The organism is Bacteroides sp. B1-V-101 (assembly GCF_023656585.1).
Lineage (GTDB): Bacteria > Bacteroidota > Bacteroidia > Bacteroidales > Bacteroidaceae > Bacteroides > Bacteroides thetaiotaomicron.
The window spans coordinates 340950-362914 of record NZ_JAMOKH010000001.1 but is presented as its reverse complement, the minus strand read 5'-3'; the positions used below and the strand labels follow the sequence as shown (position 1 = coordinate 362914).

Annotated in this window: 20 protein-coding genes, 1 pseudogene and 2 riboswitches; of the genes and pseudogenes, 15 read left to right on the top strand and 6 right to left on the bottom strand. The window is 42.3% G+C overall.

Annotated features, from left to right (window positions below):
- The first annotated feature begins 1 nt into the window (after position 1).
- Positions 2-220: a hypothetical protein gene (locus NBH01_RS01580; RefSeq protein WP_004318621.1), complete on the top strand. Its 219-nt coding sequence runs from the start codon at positions 2-4 to the stop codon at positions 218-220.
- Between the two features lie 34 nt (positions 221-254).
- Here the strand turns inward: NBH01_RS01580 and NBH01_RS01575 are convergent, their stop codons facing one another.
- The gene (locus NBH01_RS01575) at positions 255-662 is read right to left on the bottom strand and encodes a dihydrofolate reductase family protein (RefSeq protein ID WP_004311882.1); all 408 of its coding nucleotides are present in this window, start codon (positions 660-662) and stop codon (positions 255-257) included.
- A gap of 658 nt (positions 663-1320) precedes the next feature.
- On the opposite strand from NBH01_RS01575, the gene NBH01_RS01570 reads away from it, so the two are divergent.
- Both NBH01_RS01570 and NBH01_RS01565 read left to right on the top strand, forming a co-directional pair.
- Positions 1321-1488 carry a helix-turn-helix domain-containing protein gene (locus NBH01_RS01570; RefSeq protein ID WP_008771129.1) on the top strand — a complete coding sequence of 56 codons (168 nt, stop codon included), beginning with the start codon at positions 1321-1323 and terminating at the stop codon, positions 1486-1488.
- A 5-nt stretch (positions 1489-1493) separates the two neighbouring features.
- Positions 1494-1805, top strand: coding sequence for a helix-turn-helix domain-containing protein (locus NBH01_RS01565; protein ID WP_004311879.1), 312 nt, complete (start codon positions 1494-1496; stop codon positions 1803-1805).
- Between the two features lie 65 nt (positions 1806-1870).
- Here the strand turns inward: NBH01_RS01565 and NBH01_RS01560 are convergent, their stop codons facing one another.
- Positions 1871-3100, bottom strand: coding sequence for a site-specific integrase (locus NBH01_RS01560; RefSeq protein WP_004311878.1), 1230 nt, complete (start codon positions 3098-3100; stop codon positions 1871-1873).
- Positions 3101-3827: 727 nt separating this feature from the next.
- Positions 3828-4032, top strand: a riboswitch (cobalamin riboswitch).
- Between the two features lie 187 nt (positions 4033-4219).
- On the opposite strand from NBH01_RS01560, the gene NBH01_RS01555 reads away from it, so the two are divergent.
- The 10 genes and pseudogenes from NBH01_RS01555 (at position 4220) to NBH01_RS01515 (ending at position 15620) form a co-directional block, all read left to right on the top strand.
- Entirely contained in the window at positions 4220-5605 is a 1386-nt protein-coding gene (locus NBH01_RS01555; RefSeq protein ID WP_234141676.1) for a DUF5074 domain-containing protein, read from the top strand.
- A gap of 20 nt (positions 5606-5625) precedes the next feature.
- Complete coding sequence (locus NBH01_RS01550) at positions 5626-6972, top strand: PKD-like domain-containing protein (RefSeq protein WP_225693849.1); 1347 nt, start codon at positions 5626-5628, stop codon at positions 6970-6972.
- A 14-nt stretch (positions 6973-6986) separates the two neighbouring features.
- Positions 6987-7829, top strand: a complete 843-nt coding sequence (locus tag NBH01_RS01545) for a cell surface protein (protein ID WP_234141675.1) — start codon at positions 6987-6989, stop codon at positions 7827-7829.
- Positions 7830-7889: 60 nt separating this feature from the next.
- Positions 7890-8095, top strand: a riboswitch (cobalamin riboswitch).
- A gap of 182 nt (positions 8096-8277) precedes the next feature.
- Complete coding sequence (locus NBH01_RS01540; protein WP_129655056.1) at positions 8278-10323, top strand: TonB-dependent receptor plug domain-containing protein; 2046 nt, start codon at positions 8278-8280, stop codon at positions 10321-10323.
- A 44-nt stretch (positions 10324-10367) separates the two neighbouring features.
- Entirely contained in the window at positions 10368-12359 is a 1992-nt protein-coding gene (locus NBH01_RS01535; RefSeq protein ID WP_215709758.1) for a YncE family protein, read from the top strand.
- Positions 12360-12383: 24 nt separating this feature from the next.
- Positions 12384-12917 carry a DUF4465 domain-containing protein gene (locus NBH01_RS01530; RefSeq protein WP_502801498.1) on the top strand — a complete coding sequence of 178 codons (534 nt, stop codon included), beginning with the start codon at positions 12384-12386 and terminating at the stop codon, positions 12915-12917.
- A gap of 12 nt (positions 12918-12929) precedes the next feature.
- Positions 12930-13160: pseudogene (locus tag NBH01_RS26755) on the top strand (DUF4465 domain-containing protein); the annotation flags it as partial.
- 435 nt (positions 13161-13595) lie between these two features.
- Positions 13596-14975 (top strand): tryptophanase TnaA, encoded by a 1380-nt coding sequence (gene tnaA, locus NBH01_RS01525; RefSeq protein WP_151209507.1) that lies wholly within the window; start codon positions 13596-13598, stop codon positions 14973-14975.
- Between the two features lie 109 nt (positions 14976-15084).
- Positions 15085-15387: a GNAT family N-acetyltransferase gene (locus NBH01_RS01520; RefSeq protein ID WP_008762283.1), complete on the top strand. Its 303-nt coding sequence runs from the start codon at positions 15085-15087 to the stop codon at positions 15385-15387.
- Between the two features lie 8 nt (positions 15388-15395).
- Positions 15396-15620, top strand: coding sequence for a (4Fe-4S)-binding protein (locus NBH01_RS01515; RefSeq protein WP_151209508.1), 225 nt, complete (start codon positions 15396-15398; stop codon positions 15618-15620).
- Positions 15621-15693: 73 nt separating this feature from the next.
- Here NBH01_RS01515 and NBH01_RS01510 read toward each other — a convergent pair whose 3' ends face one another.
- The 4 genes from NBH01_RS01510 to mutY all read right to left on the bottom strand — a co-directional run bounded on the left by NBH01_RS01510 (position 15694) and on the right by mutY (position 19489).
- Positions 15694-16329 (bottom strand): 4'-phosphopantetheinyl transferase family protein, encoded by a 636-nt coding sequence (locus NBH01_RS01510; RefSeq protein ID WP_195440501.1) that lies wholly within the window; start codon positions 16327-16329, stop codon positions 15694-15696.
- Between the two features lie 65 nt (positions 16330-16394).
- Complete coding sequence (locus NBH01_RS01505; protein WP_008762280.1) at positions 16395-17747, bottom strand: gliding motility-associated protein GldE; 1353 nt, start codon at positions 17745-17747, stop codon at positions 16395-16397.
- 74 nt (positions 17748-17821) lie between these two features.
- The gene (locus NBH01_RS01500; RefSeq protein ID WP_008762279.1) at positions 17822-18298 is read right to left on the bottom strand and encodes a single-stranded DNA-binding protein; all 477 of its coding nucleotides are present in this window, start codon (positions 18296-18298) and stop codon (positions 17822-17824) included.
- Between the two features lie 141 nt (positions 18299-18439).
- On the bottom strand, positions 18440-19489 hold the full coding sequence (gene mutY / locus NBH01_RS01495) for an A/G-specific adenine glycosylase (RefSeq protein ID WP_250699946.1): 1050 nt from the start codon (positions 19487-19489) through the stop codon (positions 18440-18442).
- A gap of 209 nt (positions 19490-19698) precedes the next feature.
- Between mutY and NBH01_RS01490 the strand changes: the two genes are divergently transcribed.
- Complete coding sequence (locus NBH01_RS01490; protein ID WP_008762277.1) at positions 19699-19974, top strand: HU family DNA-binding protein; 276 nt, start codon at positions 19699-19701, stop codon at positions 19972-19974.
- Between the two features lie 282 nt (positions 19975-20256).
- Entirely contained in the window at positions 20257-21831 is a 1575-nt protein-coding gene (locus NBH01_RS01485) for an Rne/Rng family ribonuclease (protein ID WP_008762276.1), read from the top strand.
- Positions 21832-21965 lie beyond the last annotated feature (134 nt).

Genomic DNA, 21965 nt, shown 5'->3' with positions numbered 1-21965 from the left:
TATGAAAAAAGAAATGGAAGAGATACCGGATGAACTGAATCCGGACTTAATGCTGAATACGATTGCTTCCGAACTGCTGATCAAGATAGCCAAAGGGGAGATTGATATCCAGAAGCTGGTCAGGAAACAACTCTCGGACAGGGGAATCGATGACCAACGGAACTGGATAGGACCGGACAAGGCAAGAAAATATTGGGAGAAATATAAGATGCCTGTCTAAACCAAGTCAGTCAGGATAAGAAGATAATTGCAGGTTATTCAATCCGTTTGTAGGCCAGCCTGCAAATACCGGATCTGAAACATTTGTTCCCGGTCATTTCCCATGAGGAAGGACCGGGAATTTCTGTAAACAGACGTATGCCGTCCCCTTGGATATACGGTGCGACAAAAAGGATGATTTCATCCACCAACCAGTATCTGAACATGCTGCTTATAACGGAAATTGTATCCGGAGCCGCTTCTATGAAATAAATACCTTCATTTTTCTTTTTCCATTGTGTCAATGAGATGAAAGATACATCCGGCCCGAGAGTCTGTGTAGCACGTTCCCGTATTTTGGTGAGGCCATATTTGTTCGGATTATCCCACAAAGGGGAAGAAACAGTCCTGTCGAAGAGGTATCCGTCAAGAGTAGTGATTGCAAGTAATTGGAGTTTTGCCATAAGTATAATATTTAACCTATAAATATTATTCGGCAGAAGTATTTGAGAAAGCGTGGCCTTACCCAACTCCAAGACGGAGGTTCTGGTAAACCTATGAATAGTAGCTGTGTAAGCCACGCTATGACAAAGCATAGCATAAGCAATACACAAAAAGCCTCTATTCATTGAAATTTACCAGATTTCCGTCTTGAGACATTCTGCGAATGTTATGTCTATATCTAATTGGAAGGCTATTGCCTGCCATTTAAATCTATATTTCGTTCCAAAGATACTCATATTTCTGATTTCTCCGAAGAAATCCATATCATAAAGAAATGTGGCAGGGCAAAAAAGGAAAAAAGATGAAAGAGTTACCATTTGTATAAGGGATGTCGGATTTCACGACTCCCCCGTTAAATAAAAAGTATAAGAAAAGCTACGCTGACAAAAAATGACTATTAATGACTATTAACGACACTGGAAACTAAACGATTGATTTATAGTAATATTCCCTTTATCTTGCACCCAATTTCATTATTCACAATTTAATTTATAAATCATGGAACTGACAATTATCGAAACAAGTGCTTATCAGGACTTGAAGAAACAACTAAGTATGCTGTCCGTGCAAATGATGGACTTTCAAAAGAAAATAGCCCCCGTAACACCGGACAAGTGACTGGATGCGCAGGATGTGTGCCTGGCTCTCAATATTTCCAAAAGGGCACTGCAGACTTACCGGGATAACGGGCTGATTCCTTATTCTAATATCGGTGGAAAATTCTTTTATAAAGAAGTGGACATCCAGCAAATTCTGGAGGAAGGACTAATCAAAAAAAGAAAATAAAGAGTATGGCAGACATTATCACTAAAGATTCGGAAGAGTTCAAGGAACTTACCGGATGGATCAAACGGACAGGAAAAAATCTGGAGGCTGCTGCGGCACGGATACGTCCGACGATTGCAGACGAACATTATCTGAGTGGAGATGAGGTATGCCGGATGCTTCATGTTTCCAAGCGTACATTACAAACACTACGGGATGAAAAGGCAATACCTTATACCTCAATTACCTCTGTCGGGGGTAAACTGCTCTATCCGGAAAGCGGGCTATACGAGGTACTAAAAAAGAACTATAAAGATTTCAGGCGTTACTTGAAATAAGCAACCTGCCTGAATACGAAAAACACCCTTCAACATTTGCTGAAGGGTGTTTTTTCATACTTATTCTAATTGGCCAAGCGATACACGGAACCAATCTTGTCGCACATCCTATCCGTATCTTCCCCAACCTTCGGATTGATCAGTTCAGCATAGACTTGTGTGGAAAGAATCGATTTGTGTCCTAATACTTTTTGCAAAGTTTCTAACGGCATGCCTTTCAATATAGCCAAAACTGCAAAGGTATGTCTCCCGATATGAGGGGTGATATTTACATTACAATCACACTTTTTCCCTAAAACCTTAAAACTACTTTTCATGGTTTCATAATCACCGACGGGGAAAACGCAATCAGGAGAATCTTTCTTTTTGTTATCACCCTTATACTTTTCTACAAGTTCAATTGCTATAGGTAATAATTTCACGACGTATGCTACGCCTGTTTTTATACGGTTTCCCATGAGCCATGTGCCACCATCAGAATCTGTATGGATATTCTTATAAGTAATTGCTTTCAGATCTGCGAAGGCGAGGCCTGTGAAGCACATGAAAAGTAGCATGTCACGCATAGCCTGCTGACGTTTATACCTCAATTCTACATGTATAAGCCTCTGCAGTTCTTCTTCAGAGAGAAATGAACGTCTTTTATATCCCGGCTTACATCCAAAACCCGTGAAGGGATGAACTTTTATTAAACCTTTCTCTTGAGCGATATGCATTAGCCATTTCATGGTATTAACACGTCCGAATGCTGTAGAACTGGCCGAGCCGCATGTGCCCAACATCCAATTATAATAGTCTTCAATAAAATCTTTGTCAAGTTCATCAAGTGCAATGTCCTCAACATTCTTTTTGTCTTTCAAAAAAAGCAATGCGCTCTTATAATCGGCTACTAAACCAAGATAGGTGCTTTTTGCCTTTTCCTTGCCTACTTTCTCCTTGTATGACTCAAGCTGTTCCCTGAAAAGCTCCATAAGGGTGTGGGAATCTTCTTTAAAACCGACATAGCGGCTATAGACTTTCTTGGCTGTGACAAAACTGTCATGATCGCATATGTATTGGTAATGCTTGGCAATTTGGGCTTTGGCATTATCAAGTTCCTGGTTTAACATTCTAGCTTCTTCGGATTTCCCTTTAGCCCTATTAGCTTTGGCGTCCCATAAAGAAATAGACACCTCCTTCTTACAGCTAAAGCAAGCTGTGGTCTTGTTGATGGTAATACGTCCCATTACAGGTACTTTACCATTCTTAATCGATTGATTTTTAGTGTAAAACAACACTCTGAATGTACTTCTCATAACTCAACTTTTTTAGTTACAAATTTAATTACTGTTGAGGTATTTGAAGTTATGAAGAATAATGCAATATATTGAAAACTAATGCCTTATATCCGATTAGTAGGCAAATTGGAAGAGGTAACAGATAAGTAACATAACTCACTCCCAAATATGCTCTATTTAGCTTTATTCACCACATCCGATTAAAACATTAGTTTTATAACTATTTGAATTTTAATAGGTTTGCACTATATTTGCGCATCTTGAAAAAACACTTTGTTTCATTCCTTGAAACCAAAAGTTTCAAGCGTCTGAAACTTTCTGAAGCTACTGTCGATTAGATTAGCTTGACCGTATGATTGGATCAACACAACCGCATGACCGGAGTAACCCGACCGTATCAGTTACTCCAATTCACCCGTTCTTTCAAGAAGTATTAACTCCTTTATTGGCCAATAATAAATGAGTTATCAGCCATTAACACCTGATTTCTCAATTATTAATAGCTGATATGTCAATCTTTAATAGTTGACGTATCAGGTGTTAGCATCCTACAAATCAGCCTACAACACTACAAAACACCACACAACTCGATACACCGGAGTGAGGGCAACCATTTGCTCTCATACCTGCCACCACACTTGCTGCCATACTTGAAACAGCGATGAATAAAGGGATACGCATGAATTGTTAGAGCATGAGAGCAAAACTGATGTTGTTTTCTTTTTGGTAGAAACAAATAAACTATATATCTTTGTCCCCGCATTGGTTTGCGACTCTCATCACGAGGGAAGCGATTAAAAGGGAATCAGGTGTAAATCCTGAACAGTCCCGCTGCTGTAAGTTCCATAGATATGTTGCGAGCAATCTACTCAAAGCCACTGGAAGGGTATTCCGGGAAGGCGCCCGCAACAGGAATAAGTCAGAAGACCTGCCATGTAAAATCCGTTTCACTGCTTTCGAGGAAAAAGCGTTGAATCTAATGACCCGGACCATTCGTCTATCATTTCATTCATCACTCTGATTCAGAGAAAGTATGTACAAACTAATAGACTCTGCCAAGTTTATTATGTGTGTCCGGTCGAAGCGATTTCGCCCGGACACTTGATGGACATATTTTATTTACTTAATATACAAAACATGAATTGTAAAAAGCTATCCAAGGCGTTACTGTTTCTGATAACAGCGCTTGTTATTGTGTCTTGCTCGAAAGACGATTGTGACCTGGACCACATTGACAAACTACAAGGATTGCCTGCTCTGAAAGCCGGCACTTTCCCCGAAGAGGATTTGACACTCAATGTCGGAGAACAATATGTATATGCCCCTAAGGCAAGTAGTCCGCTGGATATATACTATCAATGGTATCAGAATGGAGAAGATATGTCCACAGACCCGTCATTCACATTCAACGCCGAACATCCCAGCCGTTCCAAAGTTATTTTAGAACTCAGCAATGACCTGGGAAAAGTGACATTAGAAAATAAAGTGATGGTTCCGGGAGCGGATTACTCCAAAGGATGTCTGATTATCAATGAGGGATGGTTCGGACACGGATCCGGAAGTATTTCATTCTATAATTATGAGAAGAACAGCATTGAACACTGGTGCTATAAGAATCAGAATTTCGGAGATGTGCTGGGAGTTACCTCACAATCGGCTACTTTGTGGAATGGGAAGTTGTATGTCTGTTCAAAAGAAGATAATCAGTTGGTGGTGATGGACCCAAAGACTCTGTATGCTGAAAATAGCTGCGGCAAACTGGCTAATTATCAAGCCTATGAGTTTATCGGTTTGAATGACGATTATGGAGTAATTACTCATGGAGGATATTTCAGCCGTGTCAATTTAAAAACGTTTGAAACAATTACACTGGTAGCGGTAGGAAATACGTATACCGGAACAGGTAGCGGAATCGCTTATAACGGAAAACTCATATTAAATGTGAACTCCTCTGGGTGGGGAAGTCCTAAAGTGTATACCATAGACATTGCAGAATTATGTTCACCCGATCTCAAACCTACAGATAAAGTCGCATTCCAGGAATTAGACATTGCAACCTATGGTGGTACTCGCTTTGTACAATGTAAAGATGGAAATATCTATACTGTAGAAACGACCAAAGACGGTAAAAACAATCTGGTAAGAATCAATGCTGATTTTTCCCTGGAAAAGGTTGCTATGCGTGACGATTATTCTCCCTCCTCGTTCGGTGCTTACAGAGAAGCCAGTTTCTGCGGCACTCCTGAAGGAATATTCTACTACATCGCAGGAGGAAAGATATACAAAGCCACTTTTGACGATCCCGCCCCTAAGAAGGCACTGACCGACTACACCAAAGAAGGTTACGGATTCTATGGCGCAGGCATCCGCGTCAATCCAAAGACCAACGAATTACTGGCCATGTACCTGACCGGAGACTATCAGAAAAATCTCCTGGTAAGATTCAATGCCACCACAGGAGAAAAGATATCGGAAATAGCATACGATGGCTACTATTTCCCGGCTACATTCATTTTTAATTAATAACAAGACTCTGAAACAAGATGAATAAACTATATACCACTTTATTAATAGCCTGCCTTGCAGCAGGTTTTACAGCCTGCAACGACGACGATTGCGAAGATTTGCACCTCGGCAATCTGGCACATTATCCGAACGTACTGAAAGGAACTTTCCCGACAGAAAGCCAAGTACTGGAATTGGGAGAAACACTGGAGATTACTCCGGAACTGCTTAATCCGGAAGAAGCCACCTATTCATGGCTGGTCAATGGAAAAGAGTATTCTACCGAACCGACCTTTAGTTACAAAATAGACAATCCATGTCGCGCAAACCTGACATGTATCATCAAGAATAAATACGGAAAAGTAGAAATGAGCACAAGTTTCAGCTCTAACCATGACTTCTCCAAAGGATTCTTCTACATAGCAGACGGGACATTCAATTTCTATGATACGGAAAAGAAGGTTACTTATCCGGATTGTTATGCTTCCTTGAATGCAGGTAAAACTTTAGGCATGGGCAATTACGACTCTGCAAATATCATTCACAGCAACGGAAAGTTCTATATACTAATAAAAACCAGTACATCGAACAGAGACCATTTCTATGTTGTCGACGCCAAGACCCTTTATTACGAAAACTCTGCTGTAGTAGGCGCAAACCTAAGCGGTCTGACCATTCTGAACGAACAATATGGATTAGTGACAGGTGATGGCATACGCCGTATCGACCTAAAATCTCTGAATAATGTCACAGTCAAGGATGAGTATATGTTCTGTTTTTATAATAGCATGGTCTACAATGGCAAAGTGCTAACCAATGACACTTATCAGAAAGAGTCCAAAGTGAAATATTACGATGCAAACGAGCTTATCTCAGCCAAAGAAGGGGAAGCACCTGCTGCTACGGAACTTAATATCATCCAAAAGCAAAAATTCAACTTTGTGTCAGCAAAAGACGGCAATGCCTATACACTTGAATCCACCGATGAAGGATGTAATATAGTAAAGATCAGCAAGGATTTTACTTCTTTAGAAAAGACTCCGGCCACTTTCCAGCCAACAAAAGGAGGTTATTCAGATCCGACCGTCCGTATGGCAGCATCCGAATCTGAAAATGTGATTTACATTCCTTCGGCAGACAATACAATATATAAATATGTAATCGGAGATTCCGGTTCGCTAAACGAACCTTTCATTACCGCTGACGAGTCAGGACTTCCCATTACATCCTTGCAGTTAAATCAACAAAGCGGAGAATTATATGTAACTTATGCTAGGAAATGGGAAAATGGAAATAAAATCGTCGTTTACAGCAAAGACGGAAAGGTTCTCCACACAGTAGACTGTGGCGAGAGCGTCCCTTCACAAATATTATTCAATAACTAAATCAACATAGAAAAATGAAAAGATATTGGTATCTGATGGCTATAGCAGCCACTCTATTGGCTTCCTGCAACAAAGATGAGGAAGAAACGGAAATTCAAGGATTCAAAGTACTGGAATATCGTCCGGCACCAGGGCAGTTTATCAATGAAGGCTTCGACTGCCAGACAATGGAAGAAGCAAACGCTTATGCAGAAGAGCGCTTCAACAAGAAACTCTACGTCTCACTGGGATCCTTCGGCGGATACATCACCGTTAAAATGCCGAAAGAAATAAAGAACCGCAAAGGTTACGACTTCGGTATTATCGGCAATCCCTTCTCCGGAAGTTCCGAACCGGGCATCGTATGGGTATCCGAAGACGCTAATGGCAACGGAAAAGCAGACGACGTATGGTACGAGCTGAAAGGAAGTGACGAACCAGAACGCGACTATTCCGTCACTTACCACAGACCGGATGCAGCCGGAGATATCCCTTGGGAAGACAGCAAAGGAGAAAGCGGAGTCATCAAGTATCTCCCTCAATATCACGATCAGATGTATTATCCGAACTGGATTAAGGAGGACTCCTATACATTGAAAGGAAGTATGCTCGAAGCACGGACAGAGCAAGAAGGCGGAATATGGAAAAACAAGGATTTCGGAAAAGGATATGCCGACAACTGGGGAAGCGACATAGCAAAGGATGACAACGGCAACTACCGATATAATCAGTTTGACCTGGATGATGCCGTTGACCAGAATGGCAATCCTGTGACGCTGGAACGTATTCATTTTGTGAAGGTACAGAGTGCCATTTTGAAGAATGTCGAGTCGATAGGTGAAGTGTCAACCGAAGTGGTTGGATTCAAAGCTTTTTAAAAAGCTGTTCAAAGTCATGGATTTACCTTCGCTCCTCTCTTGCAAAAGACAAATAAACTATCTATCTTTGTCGCGCATTGGTTTGCAACTCTCATGCACGAGGGAAGCAATTAAAAGGGAATCAGGTGAAAGTCCTGAACAGTCCCGCTGCTGTAAGTTCATTTTTTGGTTGCGAGCAATCGACTTTATAGCCACTGGAAGGGTATTCCGGGAAGGCGTTCGCAACAGGAACAAGTCAGAAGACCTACCATGCAAACTCGTTTCACTGCTTTCGAGGAAAAAGCGATGAGTCTAATGAACCGGACAATCCGTCCATCATTTCATTCACCATTCTGATTCAGAGAAAGTGTGTACTAATTAATAAACTCTGCCAAGTTTATTATGATGTCCGGTCGAAGTGAGTTCGCCCGGACATCTTTTTACATTATGAACAGACTGAAAGAAAACAATGAGAAGGAATACTTTTATTAAAAAGATGAGCGTACTACTCTGCTGTCAGGCTTTGTCCTTATCCCTTTTTGCCCAACAACAAAAAGTGGATACAGCACATATCTACTCCATCCCCGAAATCATGGTATCCGACCCTTATCAGACGCGTGAAGTCCGTTCAGCCTCTCCTCTGCAGGTTTTCAATAAGGAAGAATTAAAGAATCTGCAGGCACTGCAGGTATCGGATGCGGTAAAACATTTCGCAGGAGTTACCGTGAAGGACTATGGAGGTATCGGAGGATTAAAAACCGTCTCCATCCGAAGTCTCGGGGCACAACACACCGCTGTTTCCTACGACGGCATCACCGTCAGCGACTGCCAGACCGGACAAGTAGACATAGGACGTTTCTCCTTAAACAACGTAGACCGCCTTTCGCTCAACAACGGACAAAGCGACAACATCTTCCAGCCTGCCCGTTTTTTTGCTTCTGCCGGTATACTGAACATACAGACACTGACTCCGCATTTCAAAGAAGACAAGCCGACTAATATAGCCGCCGAATTTAAGACCGGTTCATGGGGATTAGTAAACCCTTCCCTTTTTCTGGAACAACAACTCAACAAAAAATGGAGCATGACCGCCAACGGCGAATGGATGTCTTCGGACGGGCATTATCCATTTACCCTGCGTTACGGGAATGATGCCGATGTTCAGGTCAGTAAAGAGAAGCGCCGGAATACGGATGTAGAAAACCTTCGGGCTGAGATAAGCGCTTTCGCCAATCTCTCCGACAAAGAGCAATGGAGACTGAAAGCCTATTATTACCAGTCCTCACGGGGGCTGCCCAATGCCACTACCTTATATTATGACTTCTCCCGACAAAATCTGCGGGATAAGAACACCTTTATCCAAAGCCAGTACAAGAAAGAGTTTAGCAGAAAATGGGTATTCCAGACCTCTGCCAAGTGGAACTGGAGTTATCAGAACTATCAGGACCCGGATGCTCTTACCTCCGTCGGAGGAACTGACAACAGCTATTACCAGCAAGAATATTACCTGTCCGCTTCCGCTCTATACCGGATATGGAACAATCTTTCTTTCTCCTTGTCCACCGACGGAAGCATCAATACGATGAATGCCAATTTGCAGAACTTCGTCTCCCCCACCCGCTATTCATGGCTGACAGCCTTTGCCGGGAAATACGTCAATGAATGGGTGACGCTGTCCGCTTCTGCTCTGGTAACTGTCATCAACGAGAAAGCTAAAAACGGAGGTAGTGCCGGCAACCACCGGAAGCTGTCTCCCAATGTCAGCATCTCGCTAAAGCCGTTTCACAATGAAGAACTGCGGTTCCGTTTCTTCTACAAAGATATCTTCCGTCTGCCCAGCTTCAATGACTTATATTACGACAAGGCCGGAAACATCAATCTGAAGCCGGAAAGTGCTACTCAATATAATATAGGTATTACTTATAGTAAAGCCATCAACAACTTTATACCTTATCTTTCGGCCACCGTAGACGCCTACCATAATAAAGTGACCGACAAGATTGTAGCCACTCCTACCAAGAACTTATTCATCTGGAGTATGGTCAATCTGGGCAAAGTGGATATCAAGGGGATAGATGCAACTGCCAGCCTCAGCCTCCAGCCTCTGGATAAACTACGGATCAACCTTTCCGGAAACTATACTTACCAACGGGCACTGGACGTTACCAACTCCAATCCCAACTCACCGGAAGGTAAAGTGTACAAGCATCAGATAGCCTATACCCCGCGCGTCTCCGCTTCCGGACAAGCCGGAATAGAAACTCCATGGCTCAATCTTTCCTATTCATTCCTTTTCTCCGGAAAACGGTATATGTTAGGACAAAACATCAGCGACAACCGCCTGGACAGTTACAGTGATCACAGCATCTCTGCCTACAGAGATTTCAAAATACAGAAAGTTACAGCATCACTCAACCTGGAAGTGCTGAATCTGATGAACAGGAATTATGAGATCGTTAAGAATTTCCCCATGCCGGGAAGATCGGTAAGAGTGACGATAGGAGTCAGGTATTAGGTAATAAGTAATAGGTATTAAGTAATAAGTAATAGGTATTAGGTATGCAGAAAAGTCTTTTATATAATATGTTGCTACGGTTGGGGAAGTGTTTTTTTCTTTTCCCACTCTTCTTTATCGCTTGCGATGATCTGGAAGATAAGCCAAGTATTGTACCCGAAAGCAATGGGGATGTATTCGAAACCGGAACAGCGGAGATGTACATATTAAGCGAAGGACTGTTCAATCAGAATAATAGTTCGCTCGCTCGTTATTCTTTCAATCGGCAAAGATGTACGAACAACTACTTTAGTGCAAACAATCAGCGGGGATTGGGAGATACAGCCAATGACATAGCGATCTATGGAAATAAGATTTATGTGGTGGTCAGTGTGTCGAGCACCGTAGAGGTGATTGACTTTCCTACGGGCAAATCCATCCGGCAGATCAGTCTATTGCGCGACAATGGCAGTTCACGTCAGCCCCGTGCGATAGCGTTTGATAAGGATAAGGCATATGTATGTTCCTATGACGGTACAGTCGCAAGGATTGACACCACTTCTCTGGAGATCGAAGAGATTGTCACAGTCGGAAGAAATGCGGAGGATATCTGCGTACAAAACGGGAAATTGTATGTATCCAATTCCGGCGGACTGGATTATTCGGGGCCGGGCGTAGACACTACCGTATCAGTGATTGACATAACGACTTTCAAGGAGACAAAGAAAATAGAAGTCGGACCGAATCCGGGAAAAATACTTCCGGGGCTGGAAGAAGCCGTGTATGTAGTCACACGGGGAACTGACATTGAAGCCGGAGACTATCATCTGGTCAAAATCGACAGCCGGACGGATGCGGTCGCCACTACGTATGATGAAAAAGTACTGAGTTTTGCCATCGACGGCCCCATCGCTTATCTATATACTTACGACTATCAGACTAAAGATTCCGTCATCAAAGTATTTGACCTGAATGCAGGAACCGTCATACGGGATAACTTTATCACAGACGGAACGGCTATACAAACGCCTTTCAGCATTCAGCTGAATCCTTTCAGCGGGAATGTGTATATCACGGAGGCTTACAATTATACAGTCAAAGGAGATGTCCTTTGCTTCAACCAACAAGGGCAACTTCAATATCGTCTAAATGATATCGGCTTAAATCCTAATACAGTAGTATTTAGCGACAAGGCTTCACAGAACGAGGCAGGCGATACACCGGAAGATCCGAATGCGCCTTCCGCCTTTGCCAACAAAGTATTCGAATACATCCCTGCCCCCGGACAGTTCATTAATACAACAACCTCCGCCTACGAAGACGGCTTCTCTGCCAAACAGGTTTTGGAACGTGCAACAGAGAAATTAAAGAAGAAGTCTGTTATTTCTTTAGGTGGATTCGGGGGAACGATTACAGTCGGATTCCATCAGTCAATCCGTAATAGTAAAGGCGAATATGACTTCAGAATTTTAGGCAATGCCTCATACAATCAGAATACCGGTACGGGAGCTTTGGGAGGAAGTGCCGAACCGGGCATTGTCTTAGTCTCAAAAGATGAAAATGGCAATGGATTGCCGGACGATGAATGGTATGAACTGGCAGGAAGCGAATATGGGAAAGATACGGAAACCCGTAATTACGAAATAACCTATTATCGTCCTCAACCTGCCAATGGTGATATCCGCTGGACCGACAATCAAGGAGGAGAAGGGTTCGTCTATCGCAACAGTTACCATCAACAGGATTCCTACTATCCCAATTGGATAAAAGAAGATGAAATTACTTTTCGCGGAACACGCTTGAAAGACAATGCAATAAATGAAGGAGGTACTTGGGTAGGGTACTGTTATCCTTGGGGATATGCGGATAATCATCCCAACAGATCGGAGTTCAGCCAATTCAAAATAGACTGGGCTGTTGATCAAAACGGGAATCACGTAGAATTAGACAAAATTGATTTTGTGAAAATATATACAGCTGTCAATCAAAACGTAGGTTGGATGGGAGAAATTTCCACGGAAGTAATGACAGTAGAGGATTTACATTTCGAGAACTAATCAATAAAACAATTAATAATTTAAATGAAAGCAAAAATGAAAAAGTTATCTTTATTCTTACTGGTATCAGTATTCGCTTTTTGTGGATGTAGTGATGAGAATGATGAAGTAAAAGGTGGTGATGATAATAAAGGAGGAGAAAATGAGAAAAAAGAAGTGGTTGTCAGCTTCGAAAACCAATTAACGGAATCGGAGAGTGAATTTACTTCAACTAGTACCGAAGTTTCAGGATACTATTTTAAAGACACATTCACTGATCCTGAAAGTTATGTAACCTTCGATCATTATTACTCGGACTGGGGACAAGGGTATAGCTTCGCAGGCTTCACTTACACCAACAAAACTAGCCACTTCCAAAATTGTCAACCCAACTGTGGAAATATAAAAACCGGGGAAGTATATTTAGGTGTCTACAGTGATGAAAATACCACAGCCTCTATGACAATTATAGACTCTCAATATTCCATTAAAGGTCTATGGATAACCACTAGTAAAAATGCCTACATCGGTATGACGGAAGGTGACAGTTACGCAAGACCTTTCAAAAAAGGAGATTAGTATGAGGTTACTGCGACAGGATACGACAATAAAGGGAAAAAAATTGCTGAAACAAAAATTAAACTTGCCGATTACAAAACTGATACTGATAAACCAGTAAATACATGGATATGGTTTGATTTAACCCCTCTTAAAGATGCTTCTAAAATCACACTTATTCCTAGTTCTTCAGACTCGGGCGAGTTTGGAATGAATACTGGTAAATATTTCTGCATTGATGACCTTACTCTCATCGAAAAATAAAAATCAGGTATTTATTGTTTGACTCAAACAGAGGCTCTAATTACCACAAACAGACCCTCCGTTTGAGCCAAACAGACCGTTCAATTGCACCAAACAGACCGTTGGTTTATCCTCAATCAACCTCTCGATTACAAACGATCGACCGCATAAGTCCACTCAATCAACCGCATGACTTGAAAGAAGGTGCATAGAAACTCTAATAAGCATATCACTCCACTTTGGATAACAGTACTAAATGATAGCAAACTTGACTTTTAAACCTCATCTCTTAGATTCTACACATTCCCTTCTAGATTTTCTCTCCGTCCCATCTACTCTTTCCATGTCCCTTTAAAAACAATTACGCATCCCTATCCTTACAAAAAGTCATCAAAAACTTGTCCATCTCATACATATTCAGTATTTTAGTCGGATAAAAATCTAAAATCGAGGACAATGAAATTACCTTTTGCTGAATCATGGAAAATCAAGATGGTAGAACCCATCAGAAAAAGTACCCGCGAAGAACGCGAGCAATGGATTAAAGAAGCACATTATAACGTCTTTCAACTCAAATCAGAGCAAGTTTATATTGATCTTATCACCGACTCCGGAACGGGAGCTATGAGCGACCGCCAATGGGCAGGCATGATGCTGGGGGATGAAAGTTATGCCGGTGCTACCTCCTTCTTCAAACTAAAAGATGCCATTACAAGAATAACAGGATTCGAATACATCATTCCTACCCATCAGGGACGGGCGGCAGAAAATGTTCTTTTCTCTTATCTGGTACATGAAGGCAACATAGTTCCCGGCAACTCGCATTTCGACACCACCAAAGGGCATATCGAAGGACGGCACGCCATCGCACTGGACTGTACGATTGACGAAGCAAAGAATACACAACTGGAAATTCCCTTCAAAGGAAACGTAGACCCTGCCAAATTAGAGAAAGCATTAAGCGAATATGCTGACCGCATTCCTTTTATCATTGTTACCATTACCAACAATACCGCAGGAGGTCAACCTGTATCCATGCAAAACCTGCGTGAAGTACGTGCCATCGCCGATAAATACAACAAACCTGTACTTTTCGACTCCGCCCGCTTTGCAGAGAATGCCTACTTCATCAAGATGCGTGAAGAAGGTTATCAAGACAAATCAATCAAAGAAATCACCCGTGAAATGTTCGATCTCGCCGACGGTATGACAATGAGTGCCAAGAAAGACGGCATAGTCAACATGGGCGGCTTCATTGCCACCCGACGTAAAGAATGGTATGAAGGTGCCAAAGGTTTCTGCGTGCAATATGAAGGGTACTTAACCTACGGCGGCATGAACGGACGAGACATGAACGCCCTCGCTATCGGTCTTGACGAAAACACAGAATTTGATAACCTGGAAACACGTATCAAACAGGTAGAATACCTCGCCCAGAAACTGGACGAATACGAAATCCCCTATCAACGACCTGCCGGCGGCCATGCTATTTTCGTCGATGCTTCCAAAGTACTGACACATGTCCCGAAAGAAGAATTTCCCGCACAGACATTAACCGTCGAACTTTATCTGGAGGCAGGCATACGCGGCTGCGAGATTGGTTACATCCTTGCCGACCGTGACCCTATCACTCACGAAAATCGCTTTAACGGCCTTGATTTACTTCGCCTTGCCATCCCTCGCAGGGTATATACGGACAATCACATGAACGTAATAGCTGCCGCACTTAGAAACGTATTCGAACGGAGAGAAACGATCACCCGTGGTGTGCGCATCGCTTGGGAAGCCCCCTTGATGCGGCATTTTACCGTTCAGTTAGAACGATTGTCTGTATAGCAGGTAGACAAGACAAATGGCAATGACCTTGTAAGCAAGCAGAAAATTCTTTATAAACAAAATCAATCCTCAAGTGTTTATATTATAATCAAACTTAATACGTAAAGTTATGGCAGAAGATTATAAATTAATCGATAATGAGGAGAAACATCGGTATGAATTTCAGATCGATGACAAGATAGCCCAGATAGACTATATCAAATCAAATAATGGAGAAATCTATCTTGTACATACCGAAGTCCCCGCTTCCCTTGGAGGAAGAGGAGTCGGTTCACAGCTTGCAGAAAAGACATTGGCGGATATCGAACGACAAGGTTTACGCTTAGTTCCACTTTGTCCGTTTGTAGCCGGATACATTCATAAACACCCGGAATGGAAGAGAATTGTAATGCGTGGCATTCATATTAAATAAGTATAGATATGGGAAAAAAAGTTGAATATACCAGTGGCGAACTAACCATTGTATGGCAGCCGGAAATGTGCCAGCATGCAGGAATCTGCGTAAAAATGTTACCCAATGTTTACCACCCGAAAGAGAGGCCGTGGGTACAAATCGAGAATGCTACAACGGAAGAGCTAATTGCACAAATCAGTAAATGTCCATCGGGAGCATTAAGTTACAGACTGAACAAGAAAGATAAGTAACCAAAGATAAGCGGTGAATAATTGGTGGACTATTCCACTCATTATTCACCGCTTATCAATATGCAAATATGCTTCAAATAGTGACAGTCCACGTCAAAACAAAGTCCGGACAAATACGATAACCGACGGTGAACAATTGCTGCCGTTCCGTTGCATACTCCCGCACCTGGAATACCCCTTCGCTCTGAGGAATGAAATGTGATAAACAAAGTTTCCGAAGATCAGCGTCAGCATTTTCCATTGATTTGAAGATTGTCTCCTTTGCCGACCAATGCAACAGCATACTCCAAGTCTCATCTCCCTGATAAGATTCTACTCGCTCGTCGGAACGGATAAAACGATCGTATACTCTTTTCACACGCTGTCCATATTGCTCAATATCAATGCCTACAGGAGCTACGGAACTAAGTATCACAGCTACATACCCCTTTGTATGAGAAATACTGATAAAAGAAGAATTGTCTGTCAAATGCGGCTTTCCTTCCGATGAATATCCTATCTCTTTATCTTCCTGCAACATAGAATATAGCAGCACACGGACAGACAACCATTCCAGTTTCCTTCGGTCCGAAGTAAAACGCTGCATTTCCTGCTCACAAGAAACTCTTCGGGTATCGGGCAGAAGACTAAACAGTGTATCCAAAGATTCCTCCATCTTCCAGACAGCCCACTGCATATCAACCGTCTTATGTTGCAGAAATAATCCCATCGTTTTTGGTTTATAATTTCTTCTCCGATTATAGTTTCTCCGCCCGAACAGGTCTTATCTACTCATCACTCCTTACTCTCCGACTCATCCATCTCCTTCGGAAGAATCGTGAACTTAACCTTCAGAATACGGCGGCTATCCATCTCCAGCACCTCAAACTCATAATTGTGATAAGTCACCTTCTCATGCAATGCCGGAAACTCACCTTTTATTTCGAGCAGCATGCCTGCCAGCGTATCAGCGTCACCTACTACCTTTTCAAATTCATCTTCATCGACTTTCGCAATCTTATAGAAGTCAGTCAACTGTGTCTTTGCTTCAAATATCCATGTATGATCATTCAGCACAACATATGTGCGCTCTTCATCGTCATATTCATCATGAATCTCGCCTACGATTTCTTCGATAATATCCTCCATTGTCACCAGTCCGGAAGTACCTCCAAACTCATCCACCACAATGGCAATATGTATCTTATTCGCTTGAAAATCACGAAGCAGATCATCAATCATCTTCGTCTCCGGCACAAAATAAGCAGGGCGGATCAATGATTGCCAACGGAAATTATCTCCCTTATTGACATGTGGCAGAAGGTCCTTGATATATAGCACACCCTTGATATTATCCCGCGAACCGGAATAAATAGGGATACGTGAATAAGCATTTTCAATGATACACTGCATCACTTCTTTGAAAGGGGTACGGACATCCAGATCGACCATATCAAGACGAGATGTCATCACCTCTTTCACAGTCTCACCACCGAAGCGGATAATTCCTTCCAAAATATTATTTTCCTCAGAAATTTCAGCTTTGTCCGTCAATTCCAATGCATGAGAAAGTTCATCCACAGAAATATTATGATTCTTCTTGGCAAAGTGCTTATTCAGAAAAGTGGTAGAACGCACCAGCATAGAAGCAACCGGATGAAACAGTTTTTCCAGAAAATAGATGCCCGGAGCGGAGAAACGGCAAAATGCCAATGTCTTTTGTGCTGAATAAATCTTCGGCATGATCTCTCCGAACAACAATAACAGGAAAGTCAGGATTACAGTCAGTATAATGAACTCCGCCAATGGAGAGTGAAACACGAATACATTCATGAAGAAGAAGTTGCAGAGCATGATAATGGTCACATTCACAAAATTGTTAGTGATCAGTATCGTAGCCAGAAGCCGTTCGGAATCTCCAAGGAGTGCGCTAATCTTTTCGTCAGCAGGATGATTGTGTTCGTCAATATCATTCAGGTCCGAAGGAGAGAGTGAGAAAAAAGCTATTTCAGAAGCCGAAGCAAAGCCGGAAGCAAGCAGGAGCACACCTGCCAGTACTATGGCGATAATAGCAGAGATTGAAGGAGTGTTTACGGTAATACCGTTGAAAATTTCAGCCAATTGGCTTAAATAACCATCTGAGTCCAAAGAGTATGTATTTTAGTTAAACAAAAGATAATGTGCCAATCAGCCATCAGCCTATTGACACATTATCACAGTATCTAAAACGGCAAGTCATCTGCCGGATTATCTTGTATCGGCTGTGCCTGTGACGGCTGCGCCTGTTGTTGCGGCTGTTGCATCTGCTGCGGCTGCTGAGCCTGTGTTGCAGACGGTTGAGGAGCCCCCGCACCTGTATTAGCCCCTTTCGGAGACAACATTTCCATATTGTCCACAAAAATCTCAGTGATATAACGCATAGCGCCCGACTGATCACTATATGAACGGGTTCTTATTTTCCCTTCCAGATACAGTTTGTCACCTTTGTGTACATATTTGTCCACAATCTCAGCCAAACGGTTGGATGCAACAATATTATGCCATTCCGTTCTTTCGGGAATCTGGGTTCCATTGGCCAATGTATAGCCACGATCAGTAGTAGCCAAAGGAAAAGTTGCCACTGCCGAACCTGTATCGAAATATTTCACCCTAGGATCTTGTCCTACGTTTCCTATCAATATCACTTTATTTACTGACATACATATATCAAGTTTATGATTCTATTATTTAAATCTGCTGCCAAAATTAAACAGAATAACAATAGTATGCAAGTATTTTAAGTAATAAGTAAAAAGTAGGTAATAAGTAATAGGTAATAAGCTGCGCTATAAACCGAATGGTTAATACCTATTACCTATTACCTGAATTAAGATCTGCACCAACTTAGAAATCGCATACTTGTCCAATTCTTCCAATCGTATTTTCTGAAAGTTAGCGAAGGACTTCGTGTCTTCGGGCAAAGCCACTTCATACAGGTTGGCATAGATGACCCGATGTGATAACACGTGCTTCACATCCCGGCAGACTAAGCGTATCACCGGATTCTCACCCGATACTATTAATGACCTGAATTCCGGCAATGCAAGGAACTCCTCTTCGGACAACGCAACCGGAGTTTCTATCAGTGGCAGTTCAAACAAGTTCTTCCATATATCGTTTGCCGTCCGCTTATTTATATAGGTATGCGCGCCCGCACGTACATAGATATAATTAAAGTAACGGTTCGTTGTCTTTGTCTTGTGTTGTTTCACCGGAAGCTGAGTCACCCTTCCTGTTGAAAGTGCCGAACAACTATCCGCCAATGGGCAAAACAAACAATCGGGTGACTGTGGAGTACACTGTATTGCTCCGAAGTCCATAATACCCTGATTATAAAGAGCCGGCTGTTTCTTATCCAGCATTTCATCCGCCAGAGCAGCAAACAGTTTCTTTCCTTCCGTCGAGTCAATCGGAGTATCAATGCCGAAATAACGGGAAAGTACCCGATACACATTTCCGTCTACCACCGCATAAGGCATACCGTAGGCAAAAGAACAGATAGCTGCCGCCGTATACTCCCCTACTCCTTTCAGCGCCAGCACTTCGGGGTATGTTTCCGGAAAAACTCCATTCATACTTTTGGCCGCAGCATGCAGGTTGCGGGCACGAGAATAATATCCCAGTCCCTGCCAGTATTTCATCACCTCATCCTCGTCAGCGTCTGCCAATGCCTTCACATCAGGAAAACGTTTGATAAACCGGAGAAAGTAATCATATCCCTGCGCCACCCGTGTCTGCTGGAGAATAATCTCCGATATCCAGATCCGATACGGGTCCGACGATTCTCTCCAAGGCAAATCACGCTTGTATTCTTTATACCATTCAACTATAGCCTCACTAAAAATATTCATTCCTGATTTCGATCTATCATCTAACATTTATCTCGTATATACTATCCAAAAGCAGTACAAAAGTAACTCTTTTGTCTCTAAGAAAACTTAATGCCTCCACTTTTTTAGAAAAATGTGCAGAATATATTTTTTTAGGAGACCAAAAAGCTATATATTTGCAGTCCAAAAAATTAGCAAGAACCTAGTAATAATATTTTTTTTAAGGAAAAATGACTAAAGCAGATATTGTAAACGAGATTACAAAGAAAACCGGTATTGATAAGACAACAGTTCTTACAACAGTTGAAGCATTTATGGAAGCTGTTAAAGACTCATTGTCTAACGATGAGAATGTATACCTTCGCGGGTTTGGTAGCTTCGTAGTTAAGAAAAGAGCTCAAAAGACAGCTCGTAATATTTCTAAGAATACTACTATCATCATTCCAGAGCACAACATTCCGGCCTTCAAACCGGCTAAGACATTTACAATTTCAGTAAAGAAATAATAAACAAGAGTATTAACCCATAAAATGTGAAGCTATGCCAAGCGGAAAAAAGAAAAAAAGACATAAAATGTCTACGCACAAGCGTAAAAAAAGACTAAGAAAGAACAGACATAAAAGCAAAAAATAATTTTTAAGTCTGATCAAACAGAATAAAGAACAAACTTGCGAAGCTACATGTCTTTCAAGTTTGTTCTTTGTTTAAGTAGCTAACCCTAAATGAACATTTTGTCAAAAAAGTTGTTCATATAAATGAGATTCAATCAATAATAAGAAAGCAAAACAGTGACAAGTGAAATTGTAATAGACGTACAGCCCAAAGAGGTCTCCATCGCCCTTCTCGAAGACAAGAGTCTGGTGGAACTTCAAAGCGAAGGAAGAAACATTTCTTTCTCAGTGGGCAATATGTATTTGGGACGTATCAAGAAATTGATGCCCGGACTGAATGCATGCTTTGTAGACGTCGGTTACGAGAAAGACGCTTTTCTTCATTATCTTGACCTGGGTCCTCAATTTAACTCACTCGAAAAGTTTGTAAAGCAGACTTTAAGCGACAAAAAGAAGCTGAACTCCATCAGTAAAGCAACCCTACTTCCTGACCTGGACAAGGATGGCACAGTGGCCAATACATTAAAGGTCGGACAAGAAGTGGTGGTGCAAATCGTTAAGGAGCCTATCTCTACCAAGGGACCGCGACTGACGTCCGAAATTTCGTTTGCCGGACGCTATCTGGTACTGATCCCTTTTAATGATAAGGTTTCCGTTTCGCAAAAGATTAAATCGAGCGAAGAACGTGCCCGCCTGAAACAACTGTTGATGAGCATCAAACCGAAAAACTTCGGTGTGATTGTCCGCACAGTGGCCGAAGGCAAACGCGTGGCCGAACTCGACGGAGAGCTTAAAGTCCTGATCAAGCATTGGGAAGATGCAATGGCGAAAGTACAGAAAGCCACCAAGTATCCGACGTTGATTTATGAAGAGACCAGCCGCGCCGTAGGTTTGTTGCGCGACCTCTTCAACCCTTCTTTTGAGAATATTCACGTCAACGACGAGGCTGTGTACAATGAAATCAAAGACTACGTGACACTGATCGCACCCGACCGGGCAAACATCGTGAAACTGTACAAAGGCCAGCTTCCCATTTACGACAATTTCGGTATCACCAAGCAGATTAAATCATCGTTTGGTAAAACAGTCTCTTACAAGAGTGGTGCCTATCTGATTATTGAGCACACTGAGGCGCTTCACGTAGTAGACGTGAACAGCGGTAACCGCACCAAGAATGCCAACGGGCAGGAAGGTAACGCACTCGAAGTAAATCTGGGAGCCGCCGACGAACTGGCTCGCCAACTGCGATTAAGAGATATGGGTGGTATCATCGTCGTGGACTTCATCGATATGAATGAAGCCGAAAACCGTCAGAAGCTTTATGAACGAATGTGTGCCAACATGCAGAAAGACAGGGCACGGCATAATATTCTGCCGCTCAGCAAATTCGGGCTGATGCAGATTACCCGCCAACGCGTGCGTCCGGCAATGGACGTCAACACGACCGAAATCTGCCCTACCTGCTTCGGAAAAGGTACTATCAAATCGTCCATTCTCTTTACGGACACTTTAGAGAGTAAAATTGATTATCTGGTCAACAAACTGAAGGTAAAGAAATTCTCGTTACACGTCCATCCGTATGTCGCCGCCTTCATCAATCAGGGACTCGTTTCCCTCAGACGGAAGTGGCAGATGAAATACGGATTCGGTATCAAGATCATTCCAAGTCAGAAACTCGCTTTCCTGCAATATGTGTTCTACGATACACATGGAGAGGAAATCGATATGAAGGAGGAAATCGAGATTAAATAACAGAAAAGGCGGCCCATTCAGTATGAGTCGCCTTTTTGTATAAAAGAGGATGTCCGTGGGAAAAAGGGAGACATCCTCCAACAGGAAATAGGTAAGAGAAAGGAGTACTTTCGCAAGCACCACCTTTCCAACTA

What these genes read in the sequence shown, in the direction of transcription:
- NBH01_RS01515 (WP_151209508.1), top strand. Translation starts at nt 15,396, where the DNA reads ATGGGAAAAAAAGTTGAATATACCAGTGGCGAACTAACCATTGTATGG.
- NBH01_RS01545 (WP_234141675.1), top strand. Translation starts at nt 6,987, where the DNA reads ATGAAAAGATATTGGTATCTGATGGCTATAGCAGCCACTCTATTGGCT.
- NBH01_RS01510 (WP_195440501.1), bottom strand. Translation starts at nt 16,329, where the DNA reads ATGGGATTATTTCTGCAACATAAGACGGTTGATATGCAGTGGGCTGTC.
- NBH01_RS01560 (WP_004311878.1), bottom strand. Translation starts at nt 3,100, where the DNA reads ATGAGAAGTACATTCAGAGTGTTGTTTTACACTAAAAATCAATCGATT.
- tnaA (WP_151209507.1), top strand. Translation starts at nt 13,596, where the DNA reads ATGAAATTACCTTTTGCTGAATCATGGAAAATCAAGATGGTAGAACCC.
- NBH01_RS01535 (WP_215709758.1), top strand. Translation starts at nt 10,368, where the DNA reads ATGCAGAAAAGTCTTTTATATAATATGTTGCTACGGTTGGGGAAGTGT.
- NBH01_RS01520 (WP_008762283.1), top strand. Translation starts at nt 15,085, where the DNA reads ATGGCAGAAGATTATAAATTAATCGATAATGAGGAGAAACATCGGTAT.
- NBH01_RS01555 (WP_234141676.1), top strand. Translation starts at nt 4,220, where the DNA reads ATGAATTGTAAAAAGCTATCCAAGGCGTTACTGTTTCTGATAACAGCG.
- mutY (WP_250699946.1), bottom strand. Translation starts at nt 19,489, where the DNA reads ATGAATATTTTTAGTGAGGCTATAGTTGAATGGTATAAAGAATACAAG.
- NBH01_RS01500 (WP_008762279.1), bottom strand. Translation starts at nt 18,298, where the DNA reads ATGTCAGTAAATAAAGTGATATTGATAGGAAACGTAGGACAAGATCCT.
- NBH01_RS01580 (WP_004318621.1), top strand. Translation starts at nt 2, where the DNA reads ATGAAAAAAGAAATGGAAGAGATACCGGATGAACTGAATCCGGACTTA.
- NBH01_RS01530 (WP_502801498.1), top strand. Translation starts at nt 12,384, where the DNA reads ATGAAAGCAAAAATGAAAAAGTTATCTTTATTCTTACTGGTATCAGTA.
- NBH01_RS01550 (WP_225693849.1), top strand. Translation starts at nt 5,626, where the DNA reads ATGAATAAACTATATACCACTTTATTAATAGCCTGCCTTGCAGCAGGT.
- NBH01_RS01575 (WP_004311882.1), bottom strand. Translation starts at nt 662, where the DNA reads ATGGCAAAACTCCAATTACTTGCAATCACTACTCTTGACGGATACCTC.
- NBH01_RS01540 (WP_129655056.1), top strand. Translation starts at nt 8,278, where the DNA reads ATGAGAAGGAATACTTTTATTAAAAAGATGAGCGTACTACTCTGCTGT.
- NBH01_RS01490 (WP_008762277.1), top strand. Translation starts at nt 19,699, where the DNA reads ATGACTAAAGCAGATATTGTAAACGAGATTACAAAGAAAACCGGTATT.
- NBH01_RS01565 (WP_004311879.1), top strand. Translation starts at nt 1,494, where the DNA reads ATGGCAGACATTATCACTAAAGATTCGGAAGAGTTCAAGGAACTTACC.